The organism is Vibrio sp. SCSIO 43132 (assembly GCF_019904195.1).
Lineage (GTDB): Bacteria > Pseudomonadota > Gammaproteobacteria > Enterobacterales > Vibrionaceae > Vibrio > Vibrio nigripulchritudo.
The window spans coordinates 566,658-580,531 of record NZ_CP063200.1 but is presented as its reverse complement, the minus strand read 5'-3'; the positions used below and the strand labels follow the sequence as shown (position 1 = coordinate 580,531).

11 protein-coding genes are annotated in these 13,874 nt (G+C 48.4%); 1 reads left to right on the top strand and 10 read right to left on the bottom strand.

The window, feature by feature from the left end:
• Position 1: 1 nt before the first annotated feature.
• The 10 genes from tssH to tssB all read right to left on the bottom strand — a co-directional run bounded on the left by tssH (position 2) and on the right by tssB (position 12,037).
• On the bottom strand, positions 2 to 2,602 hold the full coding sequence (tssH, locus tag INR79_RS20645; protein ID WP_223099604.1) for a type VI secretion system ATPase TssH: 2,601 nt from the start codon (positions 2,600 to 2,602) through the stop codon (positions 2 to 4).
• A gap of 69 nt (positions 2,603 to 2,671) precedes the next feature.
• Positions 2,672 to 3,451 carry a type IVB secretion system protein IcmH/DotU gene (gene icmH, locus INR79_RS20640; RefSeq protein WP_022560806.1) on the bottom strand — a complete coding sequence of 260 codons (780 nt, stop codon included), beginning with the start codon at positions 3,449 to 3,451 and terminating at the stop codon, positions 2,672 to 2,674.
• A gap of 2 nt (positions 3,452 to 3,453) precedes the next feature.
• A complete protein-coding gene (tssK, locus tag INR79_RS20635; protein ID WP_004404970.1) occupies positions 3,454 to 4,788 on the bottom strand; it encodes a type VI secretion system baseplate subunit TssK in 1,335 nt (444 codons plus the stop codon).
• Positions 4,789 to 4,791: 3 nt separating this feature from the next.
• Positions 4,792 to 5,262, bottom strand: coding sequence for a type VI secretion system lipoprotein TssJ (gene tssJ / locus INR79_RS20630; RefSeq protein ID WP_038123881.1), 471 nt, complete (start codon positions 5,260 to 5,262; stop codon positions 4,792 to 4,794).
• 2 nt (positions 5,263 to 5,264) lie between these two features.
• Entirely contained in the window at positions 5,265 to 6,803 is a 1,539-nt protein-coding gene (gene tagH / locus INR79_RS20625) for a type VI secretion system-associated FHA domain protein TagH (protein ID WP_410482913.1), read from the bottom strand.
• 12 nt (positions 6,804 to 6,815) lie between these two features.
• Positions 6,816 to 7,802 (bottom strand): type VI secretion system baseplate subunit TssG, encoded by a 987-nt coding sequence (gene tssG, locus INR79_RS20620; protein WP_223099600.1) that lies wholly within the window; start codon positions 7,800 to 7,802, stop codon positions 6,816 to 6,818.
• Complete coding sequence (gene tssF, locus INR79_RS20615; RefSeq protein ID WP_223099598.1) at positions 7,799 to 9,562, bottom strand: type VI secretion system baseplate subunit TssF; 1,764 nt, start codon at positions 9,560 to 9,562, stop codon at positions 7,799 to 7,801. Before tssF ends, tssG begins: the two co-directional genes overlap by 4 nt.
• Positions 9,562 to 10,002 (bottom strand): type VI secretion system baseplate subunit TssE, encoded by a 441-nt coding sequence (gene tssE, locus INR79_RS20610; RefSeq protein ID WP_004404983.1) that lies wholly within the window; start codon positions 10,000 to 10,002, stop codon positions 9,562 to 9,564. Before tssE ends, tssF begins: the two co-directional genes overlap by 1 nt.
• Positions 10,002 to 11,480, bottom strand: coding sequence for a type VI secretion system contractile sheath large subunit (tssC, locus tag INR79_RS20605; RefSeq protein ID WP_004404985.1), 1,479 nt, complete (start codon positions 11,478 to 11,480; stop codon positions 10,002 to 10,004). Before tssC ends, tssE begins: the two co-directional genes overlap by 1 nt.
• A gap of 35 nt (positions 11,481 to 11,515) precedes the next feature.
• On the bottom strand, positions 11,516 to 12,037 hold the full coding sequence (tssB, locus tag INR79_RS20600; protein ID WP_004404986.1) for a type VI secretion system contractile sheath small subunit: 522 nt from the start codon (positions 12,035 to 12,037) through the stop codon (positions 11,516 to 11,518).
• 1,157 nt (positions 12,038 to 13,194) lie between these two features.
• Here tssB and INR79_RS20595 point away from each other — a divergent pair.
• The gene (locus tag INR79_RS20595; protein WP_004404988.1) at positions 13,195 to 13,713 is read left to right on the top strand and encodes an Hcp family type VI secretion system effector; all 519 of its coding nucleotides are present in this window, start codon (positions 13,195 to 13,197) and stop codon (positions 13,711 to 13,713) included.
• Positions 13,714 to 13,874: the final 161 nt, after the last annotated feature.

The following is a 13,874-nucleotide window of genomic DNA, read 5'->3' as shown; positions in this document are numbered from 1 at the left end:
GCTATTCCACCTTCCCGATGAATTCGCCGTCTTCGGCAGAGATGGCTATATGAGTAACGGTTTCTTGGTTCGCCAGTTTCTCAAGTAACGCCAGAGAAATGGGTGGCAACATCTGCCCTTCGATGATGGCTTCAAGCATACGTGCGCCGTTTTCTGAACGTGTAGTTCGGGAAAGAATTTCTTCGATCACGCTGGAAGCAATATCGACCGTCGCTTTGTAGCGCTCGGTTAAGGTGGTTTCGAGTTTGCTCAGCTTGCCGCGAACAATCTTCTCCATCACCTCCTCACCTAGCGGCAGATACGGCACCGTTTCCATTCGGGCGAGCAATGCTGGTTTGAAGAATGCCGCCAGTTCTGGGTAGAGCGCGTCGTCCATTTCGTCGGTGCGCTCGGCGTAATCGACAATGGTCTGGAAGCCAAGGTTTGAAGTCAGAAAGAACACGATGTTCTGACAGTCAATCAAACGACCTTCTCCATCCGCCAGTTCACCCTTGTCGAACGCCTGATAGAACAGGTTCAGCACTTCTGGGTGGGCTTTCTCCACTTCATCCAGCAACACGACTGAATACGGCATCTTGCGAATCGCTTCAGTTAGCACACCGCCTTCACCAAAGCCTACGTACCCCGGAGGCGAACCAATCAGTCTGGAAACTGTGTGTTTCTCTTGGTATTCCGACATATTAATGGTGGTCAGGAAGCGTTTACCGCCGTACAGCTCTTCTGCCAGTTGCACCACGGTCTCGGTTTTACCCACACCACTTGGCCCAACTAATAGGAAGGCGCCCTTTGGTCTTCCCGGGCGTCTTAAATCGGCACGGGCGGTCAGCAGGTGTTTGTGAATGCGATTGATGGCGACATCCTGACCTTTGATGGCGTTTTCCAGAATCTCTGGAAGGTGCGTCAGCTTGGTCAGCTCATCGGTATTCATTTGATCAATTGGCACCCCAGTCCAGTCTGCAATCACTTCCGCAACCTGTTGGTCGTCAACTTCTGGGTGAATCAGGCGATCCTTAAAAGGCGTTTGATCAAGCTGTTCGTATAGAGCCTCTAATGCTTGTTTGGTGTTGGCAAGATCATCTTCCGACTGGTCATCACTGAGCAATGTTGTTCGCAGTTCGATCATCTCGTTGATCAAATCGCGCTGTTTCTGCCAGGCTTGTTCGGTTTCCTGATACTCAGCTTTGCACTCTTCGTCTTTGGCGATCAGGGTGGCAAGACGCTCTTCATCTATCTTCTGACCAATCTGAACCTGACGCTCCAACATACGACGCTCTAACTCGTATTGATGCTGTAGGGTTTCCAGCTCCGACATCCGAGACGGTGGCGTACTCAGATTGATGGAGATACGCGCGCACGCGGTATCAAGTACGTCAATTGCTTTGTCCGGCAGTTGCCTACCTGATACATAACGTGCCGACAAGTGTGACGCGGCTTTTAACGCGCTGTCTGAAATCAGAACCTGATGATTCTTCTCATACACTTCGCACAGACCGCGAAGGATATCGACGGTTTGATCCGCAGACGGCTCATCTAACTTCACCAGTTGGAAACGACGACTCAGAGCAGGATCTTTTTCAAAGTATTTCTTGTATTCTTTCCAGGTAGTGGCGGCCACGGCGCACAATTCACCACGCGCCAGCGCAGGCTTCAACAGGTTGGCGGCATCGCCTCCCCCTTCTTGATTGCCCGCTCCAATCAGCGTGTGTGCTTCATCGATGAACAGAATGATCGGCGTTGGCGACGATTTCACTTCATCAATAATGGATTTAAGGCGCTTTTCAAACTCGCCTTTTACCGCAGCCCCCGCTTGCAGCAAGCCCAAATCTAAGCTCATCAGTTCGATGTTTTTCAGCTTATCGGGTACTTTTCCGTCCATAATGCGATTGGCTAAACCTTCAACCACCGCACTTTTACCGACACCGGCATCACCCACTACAATTGGGTTGTTCTTGCGGCGACGGCAGAGGATGTCGATCATCAGATTGATCTCTTCATCTCGGCACAGCACAGGGTCAAGTTCCTGATTGCGCGCTTGTGCGGTGACGTTTGCGCAGTATTTGTCGAGCGCTCGCTGACCGTCGTTGCCGACAGGTGCTTTGCTTTTCTTACCTGTACTTTCTTCAACCGGAGTTTCAGAAGAGTCTTTCAAAATGTTGAAGAACTCACGGCGAAGGGTTTCGCGATTCAAAGACTGGAATTTGTTTGCCAAAGGCAACGGCAGATAACGATCCGGACGCATGATGGCGGTCAGGAAAATCACACCTGATCGGAGATGATCCTGATTCATTTCCGTCGACGCCAACAACCAGGCATCTTGCAGCAATTCAATCAGCAATGGCGAGAAAACCGGGTAGGTATCGTGTCCCGTTTCACGCGGAAACGAACCGTGTACCAAATCCTGAACTTCGTGATGGTCCGTATTGCCACTGCGCAGAATTTCGCGCACATCACTGAGTGGATTGTCCAGTAACACATGCAAATAGTGCTCGAACGTGACTTCAGAGTGTTCGTGTTCAAGGCACAGTGAGGCAGCTTGCTCCAGAGCCAGTTTGCTTTGGTCGTTCAGTTTACTGATTAATGTAGGAAGTTCGATTCGAATCACGGCGCAACCTTTGACATTGAAAAATGAAAATAAAATCTATTGATATCTTTGAGTTATATAGAATGTGTTTTAAAGAATCTGATTCAGCTGATTGAGTACATCAAGCGACTTGCTGTGAAGCATGTAGCGGTACACAAAAAACACCACTGCCCACAAACCCGCGAAGCCTGCAAAAATCAGCCAAATCGGCATCTGACGGCTCAAGCGATATTTGGTGGCAACCACGTGGTCTGTGGCGCTGGTCAGCTCTTCTGGCTCTTTGTCATCTAACCTTGAAAGCGTTTCGTAAAGCTTGATGGCGACACGTTCACGCTCTTCTTTTCCGCCTTCCACCACTTTGTATTTACCCTCAAACCCGAGCATCAGGCAGAGGTAAATGAACTCCAGCAACGGACGATAGCGAGGTGGATCGCTAAGCAAGCGGTTCAAAATGGTGAAGACTTTTTCGCCACCCCAGGTTTCGTTGTGAAAGCGGGTCAGTAATGAATGTTCTGCCCATGTGCTGTCTGCCCCCCAAGGCGTGCTCATCACCGCTTCATCCAGTACTGCACACAACACGTAGCGGTACGCCATGATCATCGCGTGTTCTACATCCACCTGAACCAGTTCCATTTCAATGGCTTTGATCTCTTCTTGAGCCTGCTTGTAAATGGATTCGATGTTGTCGCACTGGGCCAGTGAACGGATACGCAGCGACAGCCCCAGGAGCGGGGTCGCAGCGTCGATCATTTTGTTCTGGTTATCACCGCGCAGCTTGAACCAGTAATCCTGATCCGCGTCGATGCTTTTCACCTGATCAAACAGCAGCTCGTCGTAGCGGTCTTTATTGAATTCTTCAGTGACGATCATGATTAGCTCCTAATTGCCCAGAATTGCAGATCCAGTTCGTCGAACTCGCCCGCGACGTGGAAGGCAAAGCCACTGGCGTTTTGCAGCATGCGCCATGCTTCGCTGGTTTTGTCTAGCTGGTAGTAGGTGTAACCCGCGTGGTAAGGCAATTGTCTTGGTGCCACAGGAAGCGGGTTGACGGGAATACCCGGCAGTTGAAGAGAGATAAGCTCGCGGATTTTTTCCACCGACGCCACTTTGGTTTGCTGCACAAACAGACGACGAAGATCTTCCAGTGGCATACGTGCGCGCACCGCCAGAATGAAATCCGCCGATTCCAGTAAACTTTGGTCCTGAATTGGGGCAACCATAAGCCCGAAGCGACGTTTCTGTAGCTGGATGGAGACGGCACGCGGTTCGAGCACAATGCTGAGTGACTGGCGCAATTTCACCATCAGAGACTGGAAAGACTCGGTCGGCATTTCGTGTTGGTACACGGTAAATTGCGGAGGCATTCGGCTTTCATCGGTAAAGGTCGCCAGCTCTCCGCAAATGGCGGTCAGCGATTCGTACAAACGCTCGGGATGCAGGCTGCGTAGAGAAGACAAATGTTGCAGTTGTGGCTGCAGTCGGTTCAGCGATTGCAGCAACATAAAGTCTGATACATCCGCGACCCCGCCCTGACTTGGCGAGCCAATGCGCTGGGCAATGTTCTTGGCACGCTCACGCATCAGACCCGACATTTCACTGATGAAGCGGTGCAAATGCGGAATGCCGACTACGTTGAAATGGCAAGGGACAAAATCCGGATCCAGCATGACGCTGCCATCGGGTCTCTTTTCCAGAATTCGGGCAATGGCGATAGAAGCAAATGCACTGCGATCTTGCTTTTCTAACATCAGGCGAGGCTGAACAGGCGAAACATCCAATACCGTGCTGTCGCCTTGCGGTGTATGCACATCGCGCACTTCTTGTTTGCGCGCGGTGTAACGACCTGTGCCTTGAGAATCCGGGAAGCTGATTTCGGCTAATGAATCACTGCGAAGCGGAAGCGCCAGATACACGATCTGGTTTGCCAGTGAATCGTCGGCAATTTCCAACGCTTCGGGCATCAAATCTTCTTGTGGAATTTTGAATACCGTGCCGTCTGGCATTACGCCTACTGCGCGTTCAATCGCTATGCGACCAAAACTTAAGTATTCTGGGTTCAGAGACAGTTCTGACACCCCAAACAGATATTGGCTTGCTGACGCCACTCGCTCATCCAGCGCATATTCCATGTAGCGTTGTTGCTGCTGAAAATGCTGTGGCTTGATGAATAATCCTTCGCTCCACACGACTCTATTTCGAGAATACATACTCTATTCCACCTTCTCTAACTTGATGTCGTAATCTTTAAAAAGCATCAGCAAGTGGTACTTGCGACCCAAATTGATGATCTTCACTGCCTTTTTCCATTCACTCAGTTCTGGCTCGGCAAACTTCGCCAGTACCCCGATGTATCGGGTGTCTTCGTCCACTGAAATGTCGTCTACGTATTTGAACTGTCCGGGAGTTAATACGTAGTCGTACACCTGTATGTAATTGCTTTTCAGCACTTTTTTATGGTCTTCATTGATCTGGTCGAAATCGGCTGACATGAACATGGAATCGTCCACCAGTTCGAAGACCTGAACCTCAACAGGGGAAGACTCGCCGAATACGTTCGGGTTTACGCCCTCATCTGCCACCATGCTGAATGACACTACGGTCGGCAGTTCTTTCACGTTTTCGCTGGAACTGCATCCCGCTAACAACACAACGCCCAACAATATGGACAGCACTTGTCTCACGATCACGACTCCATCTGCTTCTCACGTAGCAAGCGGTCGTACGCTTGGTCGAATACTTCCCAGAAGAGTTTTTCAAAGCCTTGCTGGCGATCCGACGTCAGCTCTTTGTAGTAGCTTTGGTACATTTCCCACGCCCACGCATCTGAATTTTGTTCTGGCGTCTGGTAAGAGCGGCGATAGTTCTGGAAACGGCGCATCAAGACTTCTGGAGAGAAGGCACGAACGATTTGTCCCAGAGCCAGAGTGGTCGCCATTTGCACCACATCGTTGTGATCTTTGAGGTTTTTCAGGCTTTCAGAAATCGCCGATGGCGCGGAAAGGTGAACGGCACCCGGATTGGTGTTGAACAGGGTTTTTACCGTGTCTTCATAAGACATGCCCAAGCGAAGTGGGTTGTCTTCTATCGGCTGGAGATTCTTGTTGATCACGCCATAGCGGCTATCGTCCACATGCTGGTGCAGATCCAACAGACCTTTTACCGCAGCCTGAAGCGCAGCCCCGATTTCCTCTGAAGTCATTTGCACGTCGCCAGACTGGTGAGACGGTGCAACGGACACACCCAAACCACGGAACAAAGGACCCGATAGCAGGTGGTTATTGTCATCGCCAAGCGGCATTTCTGCCTTAAACTGTTCGTTTTGGGCGATTTCTTCTTCTAATAAATCCAGGGTTTTATCGTCCATCATGTAGCCCTCTGTTCTGAACTCGTTTTGCGCACCTGCGTTTTCCGCAACGTACGATTCAATGGGTTGATTAGCCTGCTGACTGTTTTCAACTGGCTGTGAATGGGTTTGCGCTTCACTGCTCTCGGTTGCCATTTCTGGCTCGGGTACTTGAGCGTCAGGTTCTGACTTGGAAAAAAACGAAAATGGATTGAAGCGGCTTCGTTTTTTCAATTTGATGGCAGACGAAATTTCGTATTCGCTGTCTGCTTGTAAGGTTGGCTTTTCGCGACTTTCCAGTTCTTCATCCGCCAGAAGGTGATTTGCCTCGATCTGTTCTGGCGAAAGTTTTTCTTCCTCTTCCGCGTACAGTTGCTTGTGTTCCTGGGCGCTTTCTCCCCCTTCCAGAACATCAAGCGGATCGACGTATTCAACGTCGTCTCGCAACGCGACCAACCTTTCTGTTTCCGGATCGCCTTTGACTAAAGCAGCATCTTCAGTAAATAGCTGATCGAGTGATTGGTTGTGAGAGTTCATCGCAGCGCGACTGGTGCCACTCACCACCATCAATTCGTACACGCCTACTTTCAGGGTATCTTTGGTGGTGATTTGCGCCATCTTCCCTTTGCCGACAGGCATGGTTGCCCCGTTCACATAGGTGTGACCGGAAAGATCGCGTACGCAGAAATGGTTGTCGTACACCAAAATTTCACAATGGCTGCCCTGCACTTCTCGGCGCTGATCCTGCAAAATCCAGTGCGAACTTGGGCTGGAACCAATCACACCGCCTTCCTCTGTGAACTCACAGGAAGGCGTTAAACCGGGCTCCAGCTCCTTGGTATTCGACACCATCAAGTTCAAACGTTTGTTCTGTTCCACTTCCATCCGCCTCTACTGCCTGACCTGAATGGTGACACTCTGTTTGGTGTCGCCTTCACCTAAAAAGGTGGACCAGCCAAGAGGCATATCAATGCGATGATCCAGTACCATGGCAGATACTGCGCCTTCCTCTAGCTGCAATTCCAGGTCGTACGCCATTTGCTCTCGCAGAACGAATTCCACAACTTTGCAAAGTGGCAGGTAATCTTTTCCTGTTGGTAGAAAATCGCGAAACCTCTTCTGGCTCAGTCCTTTCAGTACCAAAGTGAATTTGCCATTACACTCGGTCACGCGTTCACCGACGACCGTGTTTTCACCCAAACTCATGTTTGCTAAACCCAGCTCCATCTGCTGGTTTTTGCGAATATCGACTTTTCTTTTCACCCACTGACGAATCTCGACGTCTTCAATATCGAAACAGTGAGCAATGATCCCTGACACCACCTGTGGTGAGCGGCTTCGCCCTGCCAACATGCCGGCGTAAGAAAGCATCTTGCACCAGTTGATGGGCGTTTCGCCGCGAAGATCAGGGTCGGCTAACCCCACCAATGCGAAAAGCTGAGCGGAAAAGTCATCGCTCGCGCCTTCCTGAAACCGAATGTAATAGCGGTACTTTCGCCAAATCCGATACACCAGAGTGATCATTCGGTTGTTAAAGAAATCGAGAAACGGTCCACGTAAGCCGAACTCGCCTTCAGTTAACACCTGTTCCAGCAGATACCCGGGAAGCGGCGACTGCGATCCTGTTAACCCAAGGAAGGTAGTTTCCAGCTCCATTCTGTCGTCGTGTTTGGTATCGAGCGACGACACATCAGACGTTGAAAACCCTAAACTAGGGTTCGACTTAAACACGAACTGACACTGGCGCTCCCAATCTTCGTCTTCGGGATCCATGCCATTCAGTTGCAGCAGCAACTCCACCAACTGATAGAAGTTGAAGCTTTTGACATCCAGCTCTGCCAACTCGTCCTGAATCGGCTCAAGGTTGGTTGATCTCATATCAGTGGCTGCATTCCATGCTGGTTACCCCAGCTGTATTCCTCTCGACTCTCGGCGTTAACCACTACTAACTCGTGGAACGAGTTGATACTGGCGTACAACGCAAAGAACTGGCTGAGTACAGTGCCAAACAGGTACAAATCCCCTTCCGAACCAAACGCATTCGGGTCCATGGTGATTCGCGATAACAACCCACGAACAGGCATGCCTTCGATCAGCTTGTCCAGGGGTTCAGATTCAATCGATACAATGCCATCCATACGCTGACGCGAGATGCGCGCCGCCTGCTGATCCACCAGTGAGCGGAAATCGTAAGCGCGAAGCACAGAGCAAAGCGCGTTCTTGTCCAGCAGCGACAAGTAGTTCAGCGACAAATTGGAGATCAGCGTCCACAGCAAACTGCCATCCAGTACCGGGCGCAGGGTTTGCGTTGGGATGGTGATGTTTTCAAAATCAGCAAATGGGGGCGATGTGTCCGTGCTGACGCAAATGTCTCCGACAGCCAGTTCTGCTGGCAGTTGTCGGTTGGTGCACGTCAGTTCAAGCGTGACGGCTTCGTCGAGCAGGTAACCTGTAGTTTCGTCACCGCGGACAAACGAAATATGATGATCAAAGCCGTCTTTGCGGATGCTGTCTTTCACTCGAACGCGGTAGTACAGCGCCAGCCTCTGGCGAGCCAGTTCTATCTCGTGCTGGAAGCTTTCAAAGGGAGTGTATACGCGGCGCTGACCGCGGACTCTTCCGTCCGAGGTTTCCTGCCACCCTTCCACGTGATCGACGCTGAATATTTCATAGTGCCTTGGGTAACGACTGGAGGGTGCAATTCGGTATTCTGTTCGCTTGCCTGTTAAATCAATCGGATCCGCATCATGGCGAAACAGATTGACTATTGGCGTGGCGTACAGAATGAAGCTCTCATCCGATACCAAAGTGCTGCCCGGCAAGGTCTGCGTAAAGTGGAAACGAAGGGTGAACTTGCCCGTTACATGATCGGGAATATAACGCCCAATGTGTTTCAAATCGAAGAAGTGGAACGATTCCGGAAAGGCGAGGTATTCCTGAAAAATCCGGTAACCCTGATACACATTCTTCGGATATGGCAGTAAACCGTCGTTATCAAATCCGACAACATCAAACACATCAGTCGGCACTTTAACGCTGCCACCGTCGTATTCCACTTCAATCGAATCTAGATAGTGCCCCAGCCACAAGTAGAGGTTTTGCGCGCTGTAAGTATCGCCGCCCAGATAAAAACGGAGCGAATCCAGTTCTACTGAGCCTATCGATTCGTCTTTGTTCAGCATCGACATTTCCAGCGACACTTTACTGGCATCTTTGGTGTGAATCGCCGAGATTCGGTCGCAAACAATCGGGTAGATTTCTACATCACGACAAGTGCGAAACTGGCAAGGCGTATCGAAGACGGGCACCGAATCGACTTTGGTCTGCTTTTTGATGACCTGACGAGTACTGAAATTGCCTTTCGGGCTGAATCTGAGAATGCTCATGCTGGGAATAGGACGAAGGTAGTTCGGCCACAGCATGTTAATGATCGAGTGGGTTAACTCGGGAAATTCATCTTCGACTTTCTCTCTCAGCTTACCGGTTAAAAAGGCAAAGCCTTCCAACAGGCGCTCGACGTCCGGATCGGTATTCCGACCATTCAAGAAGCGAGAAAGTTGAGGATGAATCTCGGTAAACTGTTTTCCTTGGTCTTTTAAAAACGCCAGCTCATCTCTGAAATATTTGTCTTGTGCCACTAGGTTACTACTCGGTATTTTCTATTGTTATCAAGGAGTAAATTGATCTTTACCCTTTCATGAATCGCTGATGTATCTATGGTCGCTGCCACACTGAATCGTAAGTTCAGGGGCTCTCTTTCATCCTGAATGACCATCACGTCGACTTCTTTTAGCCGAGGCTCAAACTCCTCCAGGCAACGCTTTATCGACAGTTTCACGCGGATAGACAGATCCAGCATCGCCATCGTGGCATCGTTGAAATCCACCAGCCCAAGATTCGGAGAGCTCAGTGACTCTCCGATTCGGGTGTTCAGAATGTTAGACACATTCCTTTTGATGGATCGCAGTACCTCGGCAGAGTCCGGGCCTTTTGAAAGTGAAATGGGTTTAGCGTCAGCCTCTAAACGCTCGAAGAGGCTGACACCGTACACACTTTCTTCAGGTGCGATGTATCCCATTAGGCTTGATCCAGACGACCAACCAGAGACAGTTCAAAGTTCGCACCCATGTACTTGAAGTGAGGACGAACCGATAGCGACACCTGGTACCAGCCTGGCTCGCCTTCCACGTCATGCACTTCGATAGCGGCTGCACGAAGTGGACGACGGCTGCGCACGTCTGCCGGTGGATTCTCCTGATCCGCCACGTATTGCTTGATCCAACCGTTTAGCTCACGCTCCAGATCCTGACGCTCTTTCCAGGCACCAATCTGTTCGCGCTGCAGCACTTTGATGTAGTGCGCAAGACGGTTGATGATCATCATGTAAGGCAGCTGAGTACCCAACTTGTAGTTGGTTTCGGCTTCTTTGCCTTCTTTGGTGTTCGGGAAAATCTTTGGTTTCTGAATTGAGTTCGCAGAGAAGAACGCGGCGTTATCGCTGCCCTTACGCATGGTCAGAGCAATAAAACCCTCTTCCGCCAGTTCGAACTCTTTGCGGTCTGTGACCAATACTTCCGTTGGGATCTTGGATTGCAATGCACCCATGGATTCGTACACATGAACAGGAAGATCTTCCACCGCACCGCCACTTTGAGGACCGATGATATTCGGACACCAGCGGTATTTCGCAAAGCTGTCTGTCAGACGAGTGGCAAATGCAAACGCGGTGTTACCCCATAGGTAGCTTTCGTGAGAATCACTGACGTTCTCCTCATAAGAGAAGGACTTCACAGGGTTTTCTGTTGGATCGTATGGCACACGAAGTAAGAAGCGAGGCGCTGTCAGACCCAGGTAGCGCGCATCTTCAGATTCACGAAGTGAACGCCACTTGGTGTATTTAGGTCCTTCAAACGTAGACTTAACGTCTTTCAGATTCGGCAGCTCTTCAAACGAATCAATGCCAAAGAACTCGGGACCGACACTGGAGATAAATGGTGCGTGCGCCATTGCGCCAAGCGAACCCATGTATTGCAGCAGTTTCATGTCTGGTGTAGATGGGGTGAACGCGTAGTTACCGATGATAACGCCGGTTGGCTCACCACCAAACTGGCCATAACCGGATGAGTAAACGTGTTTGTAAAGACCCGATTGAGTGGTCTCTGGAGCGAACTCAAAGTCGTCCAGAAGCTCTTCTTTGGTTACATGTAACACGTCAACTTTGTTGTTTTCGTTGAAATCGGTGCGGTCGATCATCAACTTAAGACCGCGCCAAGATGACTCCAGATTCTGGAAACCGTCATCGTGAAGAATTTCATCAACCTGAGCACCAATTTTTTTGTCCAGTTCCACCAGCATTTGGTCAACCAAAGCCTTGTTAACGGGTTCTTCAGTGCGGTTTGAACCTACGAGATTCTCGATGAAAGCAGCAACACCTTTTTTGGCGATGTCGTAGGCTTCTTCGTTTGGTGCAATACGGGTTTGCGCCATGATTTCATCAAGTAAATTTGCTGGCTGCTGCTCTATTGTTCTTTCTACAGCGACTTCATTTGTTGTCATCGGAATTATCCTTTCGTTCCTGTTTTTCACGCTGGTTATTCATTTCCCTGATCAGAGGTTTCGCTCTCATCACTTGCCACAAGATCCAGTTCCGCTAGCAGCTTTTCACGTGATTCATCTGAAGACAGGAGCTCTTGAAGACGAGAACGGAATGCTGGCACGTTGCCTAATGGACCTTTCAGCGCCAGTAGTGCTTCGCGAAGTTCGATCAGTTTGCTTAGTTCAGGAACCTGTTTGACGATGGAGTCTGGAGTAAAGTCTGCAAGAGACTCAAATGACAATTCGACAGGTAAATCAGCGTCGTCTTCATCAACTAACTTGTTTGAAACTGAGGTAGACAGCGTCAGCTGGCTCTCTTTCATTACAGATTCAAAGTTATTCTTGTCGATGCTGACAGGTTTACGTTCCTCTAAAGGGGCTTCTTCTGGATGCCCTTTAAAGTCCCCAACCACTAAAGTTTTCAACGGCAATTCCACTTCTGCCTGAGCATCGCCCGTTGCAGGAATGTACTTGATATTGATTCTTTCTTTCGGGGCAACACTGCCTTCTTTGGACATATTACGGTCTCCTTCGTTTGTCCCAATTTTTCTAGGGTCTTAAACCCATACAATGTTGAATTTATTGCGAACAAACTTCCGCCTCGAAATTGGAATTCACCACTGCTTTCGCAATTCCAAAAACAAGTTGAATGGCAATAAACAAACACAGATTCGCCCTGCTAACCAGAGCAAAATTCTTTATATACTTTGTAATGAGCTTCTATTTAGGAGAGTCAAGAATGACAGGATGACGTATAAACAAGGTATGAGAAAGCGCGTACATCTGCTGTACGATAAATCCATATACACCATTAAAGCCTAATTAGAACCAATTTTTAAATATCAGTCTAGAAATTCACCAGCCAAAGCGAAAAATTATTTAATTCTCATTTTTAAGATTATTTTCATTATGATTTTGCGATCAGTTCTTTTATTTATCTTCCGATTCAGCTCAATCAATTTGTGTGTTTAACCTACTATATCAAGATAAAGTAAAACCGTTACAACCATCACAAAAACAAGATGATAAACATCTCAATTAAAAGACAGACACTACCGTAAGTGACTAAATTACAATCATTAATCATCAAACTTAAATGTATAGATCAAATGCAACAAACCACTATAAAAATTCTTGCTATTCAACAGTTAACCACATTTCCCAACAGTAAAAGTTTGATATGAAATTTCTGATGACATTTATCATTGTTACTTGATCTAATATATTTTGCCAATAGAAAGTTTTCTTTCATTTATCATTCATGCATTCACAATAGGCTGTATTAATCAAGATATTTATAAAATCAAAACTGAGACAATCACGCAAACACAAGCAATTACTAAAATATTAATTATTGTATTAACCTCACAATTACTAATTAAATGTTAATTCGGTGAAATTTATTATCACGTGACTTTGATCCAGGCATTTATTCGCTGTTCGAGCAATAAATTGCCCAGACAAAAGCAATTAATTGCTTGGTCATATATCGCAATAAACATAACCCTATGATTTTAGAGTTATTTATTATTTGGCACGGCAATTGCCTTATTAGACTCGTCGATTGACAACTGAAAAAAGCGAATAAACGCTTACATCTATTTGTTATTAATATGTTGCTTAAAACGGGGTTGTTGCCAAATTAGGAGCTGCCCAAGTCAAAAGAGGATTGAATATGCCAACTCCATGTTATATCTCCATCGAAGGTGAAACGCAGGGGCTAATTACCGCAGGTGCATTGTCTACCGATTCTATCGGTGATGCATTCGTTGAAGGTCACGAAGACCAAATGCTAGTTCAGCAGTTTGACCACAACGTGACAGTACCTACAGACCCTCAATCTGGGCAGCCTTCAGGTCAGCGTGTGCACAAGCCGTTCAAATTTACGGTGGCACTGAACAAAGCTGTTCCGCTGTTGTACAACGCATTGGCGTCTGGCGAGAAAATGAAATCTGTTGAGTTGAAGTGGTACCGCACATCGATTGAAGGTAAACAAGAGAACTTCTTCACAACCTCTCTTGAGAGCGCTTCTATCGTTGATATCCACTGTGAGATGCCACACTGTCAGGATCCAACAAACGCCGACTTCACGCAAAACGTTACCGTTTCTCTGTCTTACCGCAAGATCAACTGGGATCACGTGAACGCTGGTACTTCAGGTTCAGACGACTGGCGTAAACCTGTCGAAGCATAATCAGGTATATGACCAGTATCACGCTTCGCCAGTGCTTGCTCCCCCTTGTACTGGCGTGCTCCCCAAGATACTGGTCATCTGCAATGACGCAAAGTCACGAATTGTGGCTTTGCGTTTTCACTACCAACTCAACGCTTTGGCGCGGATTAGATTGCAAAACG

Coding starts and splice junctions, on each gene's coding strand:
- icmH (WP_022560806.1), bottom strand. CDS start 3,451: ATGATCGTCACTGAAGAATTCAATAAAGACCGCTACGACGAGCTGCTG.
- tssK (WP_004404970.1), bottom strand. CDS start 4,788: ATGTATTCTCGAAATAGAGTCGTGTGGAGCGAAGGATTATTCATCAAG.
- tssG (WP_223099600.1), bottom strand. CDS start 7,802: ATGAGATCAACCAACCTTGAGCCGATTCAGGACGAGTTGGCAGAGCTG.
- tssE (WP_004404983.1), bottom strand. CDS start 10,002: ATGGGATACATCGCACCTGAAGAAAGTGTGTACGGTGTCAGCCTCTTC.
- tssC (WP_004404985.1), bottom strand. CDS start 11,480: ATGACAACAAATGAAGTCGCTGTAGAAAGAACAATAGAGCAGCAGCCA.
- tssB (WP_004404986.1), bottom strand. CDS start 12,037: ATGTCCAAAGAAGGCAGTGTTGCCCCGAAAGAAAGAATCAATATCAAG.
- INR79_RS20595 (WP_004404988.1), top strand. CDS start 13,195: ATGCCAACTCCATGTTATATCTCCATCGAAGGTGAAACGCAGGGGCTA.